This window comes from Mediterraneibacter hominis (assembly GCF_014287475.1).
In the GTDB taxonomy this organism is placed as follows: Bacteria; Bacillota; Clostridia; order Lachnospirales; family Lachnospiraceae; genus Mediterraneibacter; species Mediterraneibacter hominis.
In genome coordinates this window covers 35,467-51,127 of record NZ_JACOPF010000002.1, presented here as the reverse complement: position 1 = coordinate 51,127, position 15,661 = coordinate 35,467, and the positions used below count along the sequence as shown (strand labels likewise).

The following is a 15,661-nucleotide window of genomic DNA, read 5'->3' as shown; positions in this document are numbered from 1 at the left end:
GCTTACGTTTATAGTTCCAGACGGAAAAAATCGGCTTCACGCTGCTATGCATTTCCAATCAGAAGTAGTATAGATGCTTCTAATTGGAGGGCTATAACAACATGAAGCCGTTCTCTTTTTTATGAATTTCAGTTAGGGCGCCACTTCCCTATAGATGAAAGAAAAACTTCTGACTGGAAGTTTGTAGCAACGTGAAACCGGTTCTGTTCTGTCTGAAATTATAAACTTAAGCTGGCGAAAGTGTAAGCGCAAGAGGGCGTGTGTTGCAAAAGTGAGGAATTTCGGCGAAGCCCTGACGAACGTTGCAATACACGCCCTCTTGCGCGGATCATTTTCGTCGATTAAATTTATATTTTAGTTTTCTTCTGAAAATAGTATTTTTACTTGTTCTATAAATTCTTCTGGTCTCTCCATATGGGGGAGGTGTTTGGTTTTGTTTATTCCAATTATTTCAATAGAAGGAAGTTGATTTTGATATTGATTTGCTATCAATCCATTTTCGGGATTTGAATTTCCGGTTATAATAAAAATACTGTTATTTAATTTATGCAGACAATAAAGTATATTTAAATTTGTAAATCTGGATTTTTGACTGGCATAAAGATATTTTGAACGAGTATTTTTTTTATGTGAAGATTCAAAATAGGTTATTATACTTTTTTCATCAATTAGATTTTGATTATAGTAGTATGAAGAATAAAAATCTTGACTTATAGTTTTTTTATTTACAGCTATATTATAAATAAAAGTTCCAAGTATAGGAGTACATATCAAATATTTCATTAGTTTTGTTCTTTTTGTTGGAACTTTGGCAAGAGAAACAAGGCTTTCAGGATTTACTAAAATAACACGATTAATAATAGAAGGATCGTTTGAACAAGCCATAAGTACAAAAGAGCCTGATTCACCAGAAACTATTATGTCTGTTTTACTACCAATTATATGCTTAATAAAGTCACTAATCATTTGTACATACAAAAAATTTGTATATGTAAAGTTCGGCTTATCAGAACAACCACATCCGAGTAAATCGATTGTATATACAGTATTTGTTTTCGAAAGGTGGTTCACTATATTATTCCATTCGTAAGATGAACTACCTACATTTAAGTCGTGGATTAATAGTATGGGAGTTCCTGTTCCTTGTTTTTTATAAGCAATTTTTCCAAAACGCCATTCATAGTAATTATATTTATTATAATCTAATAAATTATCTACAGTTGAAATGTAATATACTAGTTTGTTCACTGTATGCATAATGCCTGTTACAGAACCTGTTAATACAGCAAGAGCAGCCAATTTTCTTTTCCAACTCAATTTATCACCCACTTTCAAATTATATCTTTTATTATACTACACTTAAGTTTTCAAATAAACCCTTAATTAGTTGAAAATTTTAAGTATATGTAAATTTAAAAAATAATATGTTTCACGTGAAACATCAAATTCATTGTAAAATAATTATTAATTTTTATTTTAAAAAATATGTTTCACGTGAAACATTATTATAGATAATAAAATAGAAAGGTGATATAATAATAAAGTATTCATCAGAAAGGAGTACAAAAATGAGCAGAATTATTGCGATTGCCAATCAAAAAGGTGGCGTAGGAAAAACAACAACAGCTATTAATCTTTCAGCTTCACTAGCAAGTCTTGGAAAAAAAGTTTTAGCGCTTGATATGGATCCACAGGGAAATATGACAAGTGGTTTAAGTGTAGATAAAAATGAAGTTGAAAATAATGTATATGATCTAATTATAGGCAGCGCTGACATAAAAGATTGTATATGTGAAAATGTCCTGGAAAATTTGGATGTACTCCCTTCAAATATTAATTTATCCGCAGCAGAAATAGAATTGATAGGGGTAGAAAATAAAGAATTTATAATTAAACATGAGATTGAAAAAATTAGAAATAATTATGAATTTATTATTATTGATTGTCCACCAGCATTAAGTATGCTTACTATTAATGCTATGACAACTGCAGATTCAGTTTTAGTACCAATACAATGTGAGTATTATGCTTTGGAGGGACTTAGCCAACTTATTCATACAATTGAATTAGTTAAAGAAAGATTAAATCCATCTCTTGAAATTGAAGGGGTAGTATTTACCATGTATGATGCCAGAACAAATTTGTCACTACAAGTAGTAGAAAATGTTAAAGACAATTTGAATCAAAATATCTATAAGACAATTATACCAAGAAATATCAGACTTGCAGAAGCTCCTAGTTATGGTATGCCAATAAATTTATATGATGCAAAGTCAACAGGAGCTGAAAGTTATATGATGCTTGCAGAGGAAGTGATTCATAAAGGGGAGGCGTGAAAATGGCAGTAAAAAGAAATGGTCTTGGTAAGGGCTTAGACAGTCTTATACCTACAAAAACAGAAAATAATATAAAAAAGGAAAAGGGTGTATCTGCAGAAGAAAAAAAAGAAGAAAATTATGGAGAAATAAATGTAAAAATTAACTTGGTTGAACCTAATAGAGAACAGCCGAGAAAAGATTTTGATGAAGATGCACTTTTAGAATTAGCAGATTCCATAAAACAATTTGGAATTCTTCAGCCTTTACTTGTTCAGAAAAAGAAAGATTATTATGAAATTATCGCAGGAGAGAGAAGATGGAGAGCAGCAAAGCTAGCCGGAATGAAAGAAGTTCCTGTTTTAATTAAAAATTATACAGAACAAGAAATTGTAGAAATTTCTTTAATAGAGAATATCCAAAGAGAAAATCTAAATCCAATAGAGGAAGCAATGGCATATAAGAGGCTGCTCGAAGAATTTAATTTAAAACAAGATGAAGTTGCCGAAAGAGTATCAAAAAGTAGAACAGCAGTTACGAATTCTATGAGACTTTTAAAATTAAGTGATCGAGTGCAGCAAATGATTGTAGATGATATGATTAGTACAGGTCATGCAAGGGCATTGCTTGCAATTGACGATGAAGAACAACAATATAATCTTGCAAATAAAATATTTGATGAAAAATTAAGTGTACGTGAAACAGAAAAATTAGTAAAATCCCTTAAAAACCCAAAAAAACAAATTAAAAAAGAAAAAATAGAACATACGTTTGTTTATGAAAATTTAGAAGAACGAATGAAAAATGTTATAGGGACAAAAGTAAGTGTAAATCCTAAAGCAAATGGAAAAGGAAAAATTGAAATAGAATATTATTCAGAAGAAGAATTAGAACGAATTTATGATTTAATTATGACTATTCAAAATGATTAAATATAAATTTAGTTGTTACAATATGTTTGAAATGATACTCTGGGGGAGAACAAAAAGGATATAAATGTATTGTTATAATTAATAAGGAGGCAAATATGAAGAGTGGAGTATTAGGAAATTTAGGAATTGATCCATTCTATATTTTTATATTATTATTTTTGATACAAGTGGTTCTATTTGCATTATTAATAAGTGCAAATATGAAATATAACAGATTAAAAGCAAGTTATGCGTCTTTTATGAAGGGAAAAGATGGAAAAAATCTAGAAGAAAGTATATTTGAAAGATTTAATCTGTTAGATGAGATTTTAGAGACTACAAAGAAAAATCAAAATAGTATTCAAGATATTTATAGAAAGATAGAAAACAATTATCAAAAGATAGGTATTGTAAAATATGATGCATTCCATGAGATGGGAGGAAATTTAAGTTTTGCATTAACAATGTTAGATGAAAATAATAACGGCTGGATTCTCAATGCGATGCACAGCAGAGAAGGCTGTTACACTTATATCAAAGAGATAGTCAAAGGTGAAAGTTATATTGAATTAGCAGAAGAAGAGAGAGAATCTCTTGAAAAGGCAATTTATCAGGAAACATATGATATAAAAGAAATAAACAAAAAATAAATCAAAAAAGATAATGAGAGGATAGAAGCATGTTAGATATAAAATTTGTAAGAACAAACCCAGATATTGTAAAACAAAATATAAAAAATAAATTTCAGGACAGTAAGCTCCCGTTGGTGGATGAAGTTTTGGAGTTAGACAAAAGGAATAGAGAAATCAAGCAGGAAGTAGAAGCACTACGTGCTGAAAAAAATAAGATTTCTAAAAATATAGGCTCTATGATGGCACAAGGAAAAAAAGATGAAGCAGAAACACTTAAAAAGAAGGTAACAGAAAATGCTGACAGAATGGAAGCCTTATCTGCAGAAGAAAAAGAAGTAGAAGAAAAAATTAAAAAAATTATGATGACTATTCCAAATATCATTGATCCATCTGTACCAATCGGAAAAGATGACAGTGAGAATGTAGAAATTGAACGTTTTGGTGATCCTGTTATTCCAGAGTTTGAAATCCCTTATCATACAGAAATTATGGAATCTTTTAGTGGAATTGATCTGGATAGTGCAAGAAAAGTAGCAGGTAATGGCTTTTATTATCTAATGGGAGATATAGCAAGACTTCATTCATCGGTTATTGCTTATGCAAGAGATTTTATGATAAATAGAGGTTTTACGTACTGCGTACCTCCGTTTATGATCCGCAGTAATGTTGTTACGGGAGTTATGAGCTTTGCAGAAATGGACGCCATGATGTATAAGATTGAAGGCGAAGATTTATATTTGATTGGTACCAGCGAGCATTCTATGATTGGAAAATTTATAGATACGCTTCTGTCAGAAGAAGAGCTTCCTCAGACATTGACAAGCTATTCTCCGTGTTTTAGAAAAGAAAAGGGGGCACATGGAATAGAAGAACGCGGAGTATATAGGATTCATCAGTTTGAAAAGCAAGAAATGATAGTAGTGTGCAAGCCAGAAGAAAGTATGCAGTGGTATGACAAATTATGGAAGAATACAGTAGATCTATTTCGGTCGCTGGATATTCCGGTTCGTACTTTAGAATGTTGTTCTGGTGATCTGGCAGATTTAAAAGTTAAATCTGTAGATGTGGAGGCATGGTCTCCGAGACAGAAAAAATATTTTGAAGTAGGAAGCTGTTCTAATTTAGGTGATGCACAAGCAAGAAGACTAGGAATCAGAGTAAAAGGTGAAAATGGAAAATATTTTGCGCATACATTAAATAATACAGTAGTGGCTCCTCCGAGAATGCTGATAGCATTTTTGGAAAATAATCTCCAGGCTGATGGAAGCGTTAAAATTCCAGAAGCTCTTCGCCCATATATGGGAGGAATTGCGAAGATTACGCCAAAAAAATAGTATAAAATTGGAGAACAAAATGCACCAATATTTAAAAGCAATCGGTTTTGGAAATGTTCATACAAGAAAAGAACTAAAATCCGTTTTAAAGCAGGTGGAAGAGAATTTTACACATCAGACGATTGTCTCTTATCATACATCAGAAGATTTCTGCGAATTTCAGAAAGAATATGGACAAAATATGGGGATTACACTTTGCGGAGAATTAGACGAGCAGGAGAAATTCGATATGAGTTATTATTTTCCATATTTTGAAGGAAGTGGAGTAACAACTTATGCAGAAATTGCAGTAGAAAAGAAAATAGAACGTGAACAATATGTGGGAGTATGTGAGGATCCAAAGGTTGGCATTAGTCTGATTTTTACGTTGCAAAATGGGGTAGAATATATGAAAGAAAAACAGATAGGATTCGTATCTGGTCTGGAAACCTCTGTAACGTTTGCAGGACTTGCACTTTCTGGGAAAATTTTATTTCCTGTTCGAAAAGATGAAAAGCAGATAAAAAATGAACAAGAGGCCTCCCAAAACAGGAAAAAACTACTAAATGCCGCGAGAAGTGGAGATCAGACTGCGATAGAGACTTTGACATTGGATGATATGGATATTTATTCAAAAGTCTCAAAAAGACTAATAAGTGAAGATATATTTTCTATTGTAGACACATATTTTATGCCTTATGGAGTTGAATGTGATTTATATTCCATTATGGGAGAAATTCTGGCTGTACGTCTACGGGAAAATATCGTAACAAAAGAGAAAATATATCAAATGAAATTAGATGTAAATGAATTACAGTTTGATATTTGCGTGCCGGCTTCAGAAGTTATGGGGGAACCGGAAATCGGAAGAAGATTTAAAGGAACTATCTGGCTGCAAGGATATATTAATTTTTAAAATACATGGTTAAATATCGGATAATCCCCTTCTTAAATAATTTTACTTTTTATGTTTTGGAATAGAAAAGCTGATACAAGTGCCTTGTTTTAAATGACTGATTATGGTTAGTCCTGGGTTATCAGGATAAGTAAGAACAAGGCGCTTGTGTGTATTTTTTATCCCTATGTGGTGTTCTTGATCTTCTGGAGAATGAAGAGATTCTCTAATTTGTTTAAGTCGTTTTTTTTCAATTCCTATTCCATTGTCTAAAATATGAAATCTTAAAAAATTTCCAGTATCATAAATTTTAATCCGAATCACCAAGGTATCCTGTGGTGATTGAATACTATAGTGAATACTGTTTTCAAGTAATGGTTGAAATAAAAGGCGTATGACGGAGTAATCCAGTAAAGCATCATCATAGTCCCATAAAAGTACAATTTGTCTGGGGTTATGAAATTTTTGAATTTCCATATACTCTTTACAAGACTGAATTTCATCCCGTAAAGAAACAGAAGTCCTGGAATCACCAAGTGCATAACGCAAAATATCCGAAAGAGAATGTATTAACCTGCTGGCCGGAGCCTGATACCCTTCATTTTTTATAATTTCCATATCTATAGATTGGAGCGTATTAAAGAAAAAATGCGGATTAATCTGAAGCTGAAGAGCCTTAAGTTCACTGATAGTTTTCTTTAACTGCCATTCGTTTATCTGCATAGTCAATGTATTATTTTCAACAAATGTGAGAATAACACGATTCAAAATCAGATTATATTCATCCAATTTTTTAGTATCTACAAGTTCCCCGCTTCCATCAAGGGGAAGAATCCCTTTTTCTGCCCGCCAAAGGATATCCATAAGAAGTTCTATTTGATGAAAGTTTTTTTGAGTCAGATAAAGACTGAACAAAAGACAAAGTATTGCGGCAATAATAATGCCTGCAATAACACAATAAATTATATTATACATCAGGCGGTAAATATCTCGTGAAGGAACAAGCGACAAAAAATGAAGATTATATTCAGGATAGATAAATTCATTTACTGTATAAGTATGATGATTATATTTTACTGAAGAAAGATAATGTCCTTTATCAGATAAAGAGAGGGATAATTGTTTATGAATTCCTTGTTCCTTTCTTAGATTAAGTTTATCTGCATTTGCATTAGAAAACAAAATTTCACCATTTGAATTAGTTACAAAAATAGATTCATTCGGATAATTTTCAAGAGAAGAAAGAAGCTCTGATAAAACAGATTGATTTAGATTTATGACTAAAACGCCGTCATAATATTGAATCCGTCTGTATATTGTTATTACATTATGGGAATTTTCAAAATAGTAATTTTGGGAAGAGCGCAATGTAATCCATTTTTTATCCTTTTTTGTATGATTTTTGAATTCATTAAGCCATTGTTGATCAGCGGAATTATCTATAGATGTAAGCTTCCTATTTGTCTGAAAAAAATAATCCCCTTCGTTTGGAAAATATACATATACAGAATCGACATAAGAGGAGCTGGATTTTAAGTTTTCAAAAATATAAAACATTATATTTTTTGTAATATTTTCTTTATAATCCATAGAATTTTGGTTAAGGATACGATACATGGACATAGAAATAGCGCTGTTGGTATTCATCAGATCGGCAATATCGTCACCTTTAGTCAAAATTTCTTCCATAAGCTGGCTGCTTATTCGAAATGTGCTTTGTGCCTGTCTGTCCGAATCTTCTCGTATTTGAAAAAATGAGTAGACAGTCAATAGAAGTCCTATAATAATTACAGGAACAGAAAAAAGAAAAAAATACCGGATAAATTTATTAATAAAATATTTTTGTTTCATAAAGTAAATTCCTGACCTACTTATTCTTTAACAATATGATTTCTATATTCTCTTGGAGTAACATTAAAATATTGTTTAAACGCCCGAGTAAAATTTTTAGGATTATCATAACCAACCATCAAAGAAATCTCGTATGTCTTAAAATGAATATCATTCAGCAATTCTGCAGCCCGTTCCATTTTACATTGAATTAAATAATCCGAAAAAGTTAATTGAGTTATTTTGTGAAACAATTTAGAAAAGTATCCAGGACTTAGGTGGACATATATAGCGGTAGTTTCCAAAGAAGCGTTGCTTAAATTATTCTGTACGAAATCTTTGGCCATTGTAATGAGTTTTGTATGATAAGTATTGTCGCCGTTGTTAGTGGGTTCGGGAAAATCCTCGGATTCTTTTTCCAGCATATCTTTAATATTCAATATAGACTTAGTGAGGTCTTCATATTTGATTGGCTTTAGAAGAAAATCACGTACTTGATAGCGAATTGCCTGTCTGGCATAGTCAAAATGTTTATATCCTGTGAGAATTATAATTTCCACTGGATTTTTATCTTCGCGTAGCATACGAATTAAATCGAGTCCAGAAATATTCGGAAGCCGTATATCAGTTAAAAGAATATCTACATGTTCTGTAGACAAATAATGATATGCATCCTGGCCATTGGAAAAACTAGCAGTCACTTTTATACCAAGAGAATCCCAAGGAAATAAATGAATAAGACATTCACGAATATTTAACTCATCTTCAACAATGACTAAGTTTAACATATGAATTCCTCGCTTTATGACATAAAAAGAGTATAAATATTAATAATTGATACTTATAAAAAAATCATATCATAATATCAGAATAAATGTCAAGAAACGTATCTGTGAGAAAAAATATGAGTATGCTACTTTAATAATATCAAAAGAAGGAGGAACTGATTTATGAAGAAAAAATATTTGTCACTGTTTATGTCTGTAATTTTGGCAATCTCATCAGTAGTAGTATTTAGTGGATGTGGAAATGCAGACAAGGGAAACAAAACGGATGGGCAAAATACGGAAAGTTCAGATGAACAAGTAACTTTGCGTTTTATGTGGTGGGGGGATGATGTTAGACATCAGGCTACTTTGGATGTAATTGAACAATATGAAAAGGAACATCCAAATGTAAAGATTGAGGCAGAATATGGTGGATATGACGGTTATTTTGAAAAATTAACGACACAGCTTTCGGGTGGAACTGCTGCGGATATTATTCAATATAATGCAAATACAGTCTCGGATTTAATGGCTATTGGAGATGTATTCGTAAATTTGGAAGATTATGCAGATATTTTAGATACATCAGACTTTAATCAGGAGTTTATTAAAAACTTTTCTTATTATGACGATAAGATGATTGCATTGCCAACAGGAATTAATGGCGGAATCTGGCTGGCAAATACAGCGCTGTTTGATGAAGCCGGTATTGATGCAGAAACAATTAAAACATGGGAGGATTTTATTGAGGCAGGAAAGACACTTCATGAAGTGAATGAAGAATATTATCTATTTAATATTGACATTGAAACACTTGGAAAAGAACTTCTTGGTTCTATTATGGCACAGATTACAGGGGAAGACTTAATTAATAAAGATACAATGGAGATGAATTTTACAAAAGAGGAACTTCTAAAAGCGTTTACATTGATCCATGATATGTATGAAAATAATGTAATAGAACCAGCGGCAGACAGTGCTCCATATGCATTAAAATTAAATACAAATCCCAAATGGATAAATCACGAATTAGCAGTAGTTTATGGTGCTACATCTAATATATTTGATGGATATTATGATTTTCAGGATACAGCTGAAGCTTTGGATATGCCGCAATTTGAAGATGCAAAAGAATCTGGTATTTTATATGTACCGCCCCAGATGCTTGCTATTTCATCAAAATGTGAGCATCCGGAAGTAGCGGCAGATTTTTTGAATTATTTTTATAATGATGAGACAGCAATTAATACATTAAAGGCATGTCGTTCTCTTCCTGCTACAGAAAAAGGTCAGCAGATTTGTGAAGAAAATGGTTATGTTGATCCAGTGTTAGTATCAGCAATTGATAAAGCGGGAGAAACAGGAACAATTCATCAGAATCTTTATACACCGACAGAAGTGGTTGAAATTCTTCAGGATGGGGTAGAAAAGATTGCTTATAACCAAGGAAACGTAGAAAGCATAACAGATGATACAATGGGTCTTCTCGAAGAGACATTAGAGCGTTTACAAAAATAATAAAAAGACTAAGGAGGGTTGATATTCCTGTCAACCCTCTGGAAAGTGAGAAGATATGAAAAGAAAAAAACTTGGAGAAGCAAAAGGATATCTGTATATATTTCCATGGATTATAGGATTTTTAATGTTTCAATTAATTCCGTTAGTGAATTCTTTTCGGTATTCTTTGACGGATATTAAATTAGGCGGGGAATATCAATTTATAGGGATAGAAAATTACATAAGAATGTTCACAGAAGATGTAGATTTATTTAATTCCATGTGGGTAACGATAAAATATATCATAATGGTAGTCCCTGCAAAATTAATATTTGCTTTGATCGTAGCGATGATATTAAGCATGAAAATTAAAGGAATAAGAATTTTCCGGACAATGTATTATCTTCCTTCCATACTTGGCGGAAGCGTGGCAATTTCTGCTTTATGGCGTGTCATGTTCATGAAAAGCGGTATTATTAATAATCTCATAGGAACAGATATTAACTGGTTAGGAGATCCAAAATATGCATTGTTTACAATTGGATTAATTGATATATGGCAGTTTGGTTCTTCCATGGTTTTATTCTTTGCAGCGCTAAAACAGGTACCGAGAGACTTATATGAAGCCGCCCAAATTGACGGAGCAGGCAAAGTGAAAGTGTTTTTTAAAGTTACGCTTCCATTAATAAGTCCGGTTATGTTATTTAATATTGTAATGCAGACGATCAATGCCTTGCAAAATTATACGTCGGCATATGTAGTAACAGGCGGCGGACCTTTGAAGTCAACAAATATTATGGCGTTAAAAATATATGAGGATGCTTTTGTAAAATCAGATCTCGGGTACGCCAGCGCAGAATCATGGCTGCTATTTATATTTTTACTCTGTTTAAGCGGATTTATTTTCTTTACTTCAAAATATTGGGTATTTTACAGTGATGGAGGAGGAAAATAAGATGAAAAAGAAGAAATATATACGTTGGTGTTCCTTTATATTGATAACAGTAATTGGTATTTGTATGATCTATCCATTAGTATGGATGTTTTTTGCCTCATTTAAAACGAATGAAGAGATAAATCTCGCAGTTAATTTGTTGCCGGAACATTTCGACTGGTCTGGTTTTATTAAAGGATGGGATTCTTCAGGACAGTATACTTTTACTGATTTTTTTATAAATACATTTGTAATAGTAGTGCCTACAGTATTGTTTACGGTAATATCATGTACGGTAGTTGCATATGGATTTGCGAGATTTTCTTTTAAAGGAAATAAACTTTTATTTGGAGTTATGTTATCAACATTAATGGTTCCGAATGCTGTCCTTATTATCCCAAGGTATCTTTTGTTTCGAGATTTCGGATGGCTGGACAGTTATATGCCATTTTGGATGCCGGCATTATTTGCATGTTACCCGTTTTTTATTTATCAGGAAGTACAATTTTTAAGAGGAATACCAAAAGAACTCGATGAAGCGGCTAAAATTGACGGCTGTAATTCCTTCCAGATTTTAACAAGAATACTGATTCCCATATTAAAGCCGTCTATGATATCAATTTGTATTTTTCAAACAATCTGGACATGGAATGATTTTATGAATCCTCTGATTTACATTAACAGTGTATCGAAATATCCGCTTTCCCTTGCATTACGTATGGGGCTGGACGTCGCAGCGTCTACGAACTGGAATGAGATTATGTCAATGGCATGTGTTTCGATTCTTCCATTGGTGATTATGTTTTTCTGTTTACAGAAATATTTTGTAGAAGGAATTGCGTCATCAGGATTAAAAGGGTAAATTGAGTATTTATATAACAAAAAAATTATATTACATAAGGAGAATGAATAAATGGACAATTATACTTTTCGGGCAATGGAAATTCACGATTTTACTCAGATATGGAACCTGGATGAAATTAGAAGACGTTTAGACTTTATGGTACGTAATAATATGAACGCAATGGTATTTCATGAACCGGGGATTGAAGACAAAATAGTTTTTCCCGCAAAGTTTTTAGGAGGAAGCGGAGAGCCTAAAAGTTATTATGACGCTTTTTTGGAAGTGGATCATCCTATATTAAACCATGCCTTGCGGGAAAATTTGAATTTAAACAGAAGAGATTACATAAATCATGTTATACGTGAAGCAAAAGAGGCTGGAGTTAGTATTTATTTTGAAAATAAAGAATTATGGTTTTCGGATTTTGTTTTGAAGTATAAAAAAGAACTTATGCAGGCAGATGGAACCATATGTCCGAGTAATCCTTTCTGGTATGAAGAATTTTTACCTTATAAATATAAAGAATTATTTCTTGCACTACCGGATTTAGCTGGAATTATTTGCTCTATTGGTACAGGAGAGGCAAGACTTGCTATTAGTAATACATTTGCATGCGGATGCGAAAGGTGTCGTAATCTAGATCCGGTAGAATGGTATAAGAATATGATTATGGCAATATATAAACCATTTAAAGAAGCTGGTAAGAAATTAATTATACGTGATTTTATTTATACGAAAGCAGAACAGGAAAGATTTCAGAAAGCATTTATGGAAATGCCGGAAGAAATTGTTTTATCACTGAAAAATACGCCGCATGATTTTTATCCGACTTTTCCGGATAATCCATTGATGGGAAAAGTGGGAGAACATCCACAAATTACAGAATATGATGTAAATGGTCAGTTTTTCGGCTGGGGAGTACAGCCATCCGCAATGCTTTCTGATATTAAACGCAGACTAAAATATGGAAAAGAACACAAAGTAAGTGGATTTTTGGCGCGAACAGACTGGGAAGGTGTACAGGATTGGACTTGTTTCGATAATTTAAATATGGTGAATTTATATGCAATAGCAGCATATGCAGATAACGAAAATATCAGTGAAGAAGAGATTTATTTGCGCTGGCTGCAGGGGGAACATTTGATTAATGACGAACTTTCACCAGGAGAATTGAAGAACTGTGTAAAACAAATAAAAGAAATTATGGATGCAACATGGCCAATTGTGGAAAAAACAAACTTTGTAAATGGCTGTTTATTTTCAAACGATAGTTGTATGCATCTTACGCCAGAGCAGTTTACTTTTATCGGCGGAACACATCATAGTTTAAGTGAATGGGATCCAGAGAAAAAAGATGCACTGGAAATGTCACCTGATAATATTATGAAAATCGTATCAGATAAAGAAGACGCATATATAGCATGTGAAAAATTGGTGGATTTAGTTGAAGCGGGAAATATGGGATTAACGGAAACTGCATATCAGAAGATGAAAGAACATTTTGAATTTATGCGGTGGTATGTACGTGGATTTAGACTTACGGCACGAGGGTACTGTTTTGGAAGATATGTAACTGAAAAAGATGAAACAGAGATTTTATTAGAAAGAAAAACAGCATCACAGCTTTTAAATGAAACAATAGATGAAATGGAAACGTATAAGGAAGGGCTTCTGCAAACTTCATTTATATCGAAATATCCTTTTGATGCTCAGTTAAATCCAGAACGAGTAGAATTCTACATAAATGCGTTGAAAAAAATGTTAAAAGAAGGAAAAAAATATGACTCGAATAGAAATTAACCGTAATTGTTTTCGTGATAAGGTAATGGGATGCTGGCTGGGCAAGAATGCAGGAGGGACATTGGGAGAACCTCTTGAGGGAAAATTCGGTGACAAACAAATGTTTCATATAGACTGGTATCCTTTTCTTCCGGAAGGCGGAATTCCAAATGATGATCTGGAATTACAGCTGATTTGGCTGCAGGAGCTGCAAAAAAAAGGACCGGGAATTACTTCTGTCGATTTAGCAGAGGCATGGAGAGACTGTATAGCCTATAACTTTGATGAATATGGACTATGTAAAGAAAATATGCAAAAAGGGTTGCTGCCGCCTGTATGTGGCTGGCATAATAATTCCTTTCAAGATTGTATGGGCAGTCCAATCCGTTCAGAAATTTGGGCATGTATAAGTCCGGGATGCCCGGAGTTAGCGGCATGGTACGCATTCCAGGATGCAATTATAGACCATGGAGGCGGAGAATCTGTTTATGGGGAAATTTTTAATGCAGTATTGGAATCTTGTGCTTTTGTAAATGGGGATAAATTTGTTCTTCTGGATACAGCATTATCTTCTATTCCTTCTTCTTGTCTGACATATCAATGTGTAAAAAGATGTATAGATAATTATCATGCAGGAATGAAATATGAAGATAACAGGAATGACCTGGTGGAGACATTCTATCACCCAGTAGCTCAGTATTCTCCATTAAACCTTGGATTTCAGACAATAGGATGGCTTTATGGAGAAGACTTCGGCGATTCTATTTGTAAGGCAGTCAACTGTGGATGGGATACAGACTGTACGGCAGCAACTCTGGGGGCAATACTGGGTATTATCGGCGGAGCATCTTCTCTGCCGGAAAAATGGATAAAACCTTTAGGCTATGAAATTGCTACAAATATGACTACAGGTGGAATCAGGAACCTGACCGCGCCAACAGACATACGTGAATTGACGGAAGTAGTTTGTAAAGAAGCGGAAAAAGTTATGCGATATTGGGGCAATGAAATGATCTTCTCGGATAATGGATCTATGAGCCAAAATGTAAAATTAATTGTTCCAAAGTTAGCATTTTTAGATAAGTATGCGGCAGATAGTATTACATATACATATGGTTCAATAAATATAACAGTACGGTATAAGAATGACGCTGCAATTTTAGGAAATCGTACTTCAAAAGTATATGTAAAGTTTGAAAATCCTCATTTAATTGAGAAAACGATACATGTCTCTCTGGAAATGCCGGTTGGTTTTTGTTCTCCACAGGCAAAGAAAAAAATTATACAGATAAAAGCGGAAGAAGAATCAGAAATTTGTTATGAAATTCAGGCAGATTATCAGCAGATTAAAGAATCAAATATTTTATGGTTGAGAACAGAGATAAGGGAAGAGACGGCTATTCCGGCTGTTCCGATTATACTGTTAGGTGGAAATCGATGGATGATTTCAGAATTTTATCAGGGAAAAACGCTCGAAGATGACTGTGGCGTAGATGAAGAAACGTGGTTTATTGCTCCGCCTGCTGGATTTACAGAACAATGGAATTCGGGAAATAATTTAGAGTTAAATACACGCTTTAAAGAGAAAGGAATTATTTATGCTCTGCATCATATCTATTCTTGTGAGGATAAAGAGGTTGTATTAGGAGTACCTAATAATGGGTTTATGAAATTGTATTTAAATGGAGAATTACTCCACACTACAATACAAAAAACTGCATTACGGGCGAATCTTGGAAATGGAGGTGCCTTAGGAGACTTATCAAATTATAAAGTAACAAAGCTCTTAAAAGGCTGGAACCAAATTTTAATAAAACTCCAGGCGGACGATATACCGGAAGCGGCACATTTTACAATCGGGGGAATGAGTACTGTATGTGAAAAAAATCATGGAATGCCGGTTATGGGAATTTACAGAAATAAATTTATATGGGAAAGATAAAA

At 33.1% G+C, this 15,661-nt stretch carries 13 protein-coding genes; 10 read left to right on the top strand and 3 right to left on the bottom strand.

What is annotated here, in order from left to right; genetic code table 11:
- Nucleotides 1-354: 354 nt before the first annotated feature.
- Complete coding sequence (locus H8S37_RS09700; protein ID WP_186875867.1) at nucleotides 355-1,317, bottom strand: alpha/beta fold hydrolase; 963 nt, start codon at nucleotides 1,315-1,317, stop codon at nucleotides 355-357.
- A 251-nt stretch (nucleotides 1,318-1,568) separates the two neighbouring features.
- Here H8S37_RS09700 and H8S37_RS09695 point away from each other — a divergent pair, with 251 nt between their 5' ends.
- The 5 genes from H8S37_RS09695 to H8S37_RS09675 all read left to right on the top strand — a co-directional run bounded on the left by H8S37_RS09695 (nucleotide 1,569) and on the right by H8S37_RS09675 (nucleotide 6,087).
- The gene (locus tag H8S37_RS09695) at nucleotides 1,569-2,336 is read left to right on the top strand and encodes a ParA family protein (RefSeq protein WP_186875866.1); all 768 of its coding nucleotides are present in this window, start codon (nucleotides 1,569-1,571) and stop codon (nucleotides 2,334-2,336) included.
- Nucleotides 2,337-2,338: 2 nt separating this feature from the next.
- Nucleotides 2,339-3,247: a ParB/RepB/Spo0J family partition protein gene (locus H8S37_RS09690; RefSeq protein WP_186875865.1), complete on the top strand. Its 909-nt coding sequence runs from the start codon at nucleotides 2,339-2,341 to the stop codon at nucleotides 3,245-3,247.
- Nucleotides 3,248-3,342: 95 nt separating this feature from the next.
- Nucleotides 3,343-3,876 carry a DUF4446 family protein gene (locus tag H8S37_RS09685; protein ID WP_186875864.1) on the top strand — a complete coding sequence of 178 codons (534 nt, stop codon included), beginning with the start codon at nucleotides 3,343-3,345 and terminating at the stop codon, nucleotides 3,874-3,876.
- A gap of 29 nt (nucleotides 3,877-3,905) precedes the next feature.
- Nucleotides 3,906-5,192, top strand: coding sequence for a serine--tRNA ligase (gene serS, locus H8S37_RS09680; protein ID WP_186875863.1), 1,287 nt, complete (start codon nucleotides 3,906-3,908; stop codon nucleotides 5,190-5,192).
- Between the two features lie 19 nt (nucleotides 5,193-5,211).
- Nucleotides 5,212-6,087, top strand: coding sequence for a DUF3881 family protein (locus tag H8S37_RS09675; protein ID WP_186875862.1), 876 nt, complete (start codon nucleotides 5,212-5,214; stop codon nucleotides 6,085-6,087).
- Between the two features lie 42 nt (nucleotides 6,088-6,129).
- Here H8S37_RS09675 and H8S37_RS09670 read toward each other — a convergent pair whose 3' ends face one another.
- Both H8S37_RS09670 and H8S37_RS09665 read right to left on the bottom strand, forming a co-directional pair.
- A complete protein-coding gene (locus H8S37_RS09670) occupies nucleotides 6,130-7,917 on the bottom strand; it encodes a sensor histidine kinase (protein ID WP_186875861.1) in 1,788 nt (595 codons plus the stop codon).
- Nucleotides 7,918-7,937: 20 nt separating this feature from the next.
- Nucleotides 7,938-8,684, bottom strand: coding sequence for a response regulator transcription factor (locus H8S37_RS09665; RefSeq protein WP_186875860.1), 747 nt, complete (start codon nucleotides 8,682-8,684; stop codon nucleotides 7,938-7,940).
- 162 nt (nucleotides 8,685-8,846) lie between these two features.
- On the opposite strand from H8S37_RS09665, the gene H8S37_RS09660 reads away from it, so the two are divergent.
- From H8S37_RS09660 to H8S37_RS09640, 5 genes are read left to right on the top strand one after another with little or no spacing between them, the layout of a single operon-like run.
- Nucleotides 8,847-10,181 (top strand): ABC transporter substrate-binding protein, encoded by a 1,335-nt coding sequence (locus tag H8S37_RS09660; RefSeq protein ID WP_186875859.1) that lies wholly within the window; start codon nucleotides 8,847-8,849, stop codon nucleotides 10,179-10,181.
- Between the two features lie 55 nt (nucleotides 10,182-10,236).
- A complete protein-coding gene (locus H8S37_RS09655) occupies nucleotides 10,237-11,115 on the top strand; it encodes a carbohydrate ABC transporter permease (RefSeq protein ID WP_186875858.1) in 879 nt (292 codons plus the stop codon).
- Nucleotide 11,116: 1 nt separating this feature from the next.
- The gene (locus H8S37_RS09650; RefSeq protein ID WP_186875857.1) at nucleotides 11,117-11,956 is read left to right on the top strand and encodes a carbohydrate ABC transporter permease; all 840 of its coding nucleotides are present in this window, start codon (nucleotides 11,117-11,119) and stop codon (nucleotides 11,954-11,956) included.
- 51 nt (nucleotides 11,957-12,007) lie between these two features.
- Nucleotides 12,008-13,738, top strand: a complete 1,731-nt coding sequence (locus H8S37_RS09645) for a hypothetical protein (protein WP_186875856.1) — start codon at nucleotides 12,008-12,010, stop codon at nucleotides 13,736-13,738.
- The gene (locus H8S37_RS09640; RefSeq protein ID WP_186875855.1) at nucleotides 13,719-15,659 is read left to right on the top strand and encodes an ADP-ribosylglycohydrolase family protein; all 1,941 of its coding nucleotides are present in this window, start codon (nucleotides 13,719-13,721) and stop codon (nucleotides 15,657-15,659) included. The genes H8S37_RS09645 and H8S37_RS09640 overlap by 20 nt, the downstream gene beginning before the upstream one ends.
- Nucleotides 15,660-15,661 lie beyond the last annotated feature (2 nt).

What these genes read in the sequence shown, in the direction of transcription:
- H8S37_RS09695 (WP_186875866.1), top strand. Translation starts at nt 1,569, where the DNA reads ATGAGCAGAATTATTGCGATTGCCAATCAAAAAGGTGGCGTAGGAAAA.
- H8S37_RS09690 (WP_186875865.1), top strand. Translation starts at nt 2,339, where the DNA reads ATGGCAGTAAAAAGAAATGGTCTTGGTAAGGGCTTAGACAGTCTTATA.
- H8S37_RS09685 (WP_186875864.1), top strand. Translation starts at nt 3,343, where the DNA reads ATGAAGAGTGGAGTATTAGGAAATTTAGGAATTGATCCATTCTATATT.
- serS (WP_186875863.1), top strand. Translation starts at nt 3,906, where the DNA reads ATGTTAGATATAAAATTTGTAAGAACAAACCCAGATATTGTAAAACAA.
- H8S37_RS09675 (WP_186875862.1), top strand. Translation starts at nt 5,212, where the DNA reads ATGCACCAATATTTAAAAGCAATCGGTTTTGGAAATGTTCATACAAGA.
- H8S37_RS09670 (WP_186875861.1), bottom strand. Translation starts at nt 7,917, where the DNA reads ATGAAACAAAAATATTTTATTAATAAATTTATCCGGTATTTTTTTCTT.
- H8S37_RS09665 (WP_186875860.1), bottom strand. Translation starts at nt 8,684, where the DNA reads ATGTTAAACTTAGTCATTGTTGAAGATGAGTTAAATATTCGTGAATGT.
- H8S37_RS09660 (WP_186875859.1), top strand. Translation starts at nt 8,847, where the DNA reads ATGAAGAAAAAATATTTGTCACTGTTTATGTCTGTAATTTTGGCAATC.
- H8S37_RS09655 (WP_186875858.1), top strand. Translation starts at nt 10,237, where the DNA reads ATGAAAAGAAAAAAACTTGGAGAAGCAAAAGGATATCTGTATATATTT.
- H8S37_RS09650 (WP_186875857.1), top strand. Translation starts at nt 11,117, where the DNA reads ATGAAAAAGAAGAAATATATACGTTGGTGTTCCTTTATATTGATAACA.
- H8S37_RS09645 (WP_186875856.1), top strand. Translation starts at nt 12,008, where the DNA reads ATGGACAATTATACTTTTCGGGCAATGGAAATTCACGATTTTACTCAG.
- H8S37_RS09640 (WP_186875855.1), top strand. Translation starts at nt 13,719, where the DNA reads ATGACTCGAATAGAAATTAACCGTAATTGTTTTCGTGATAAGGTAATG.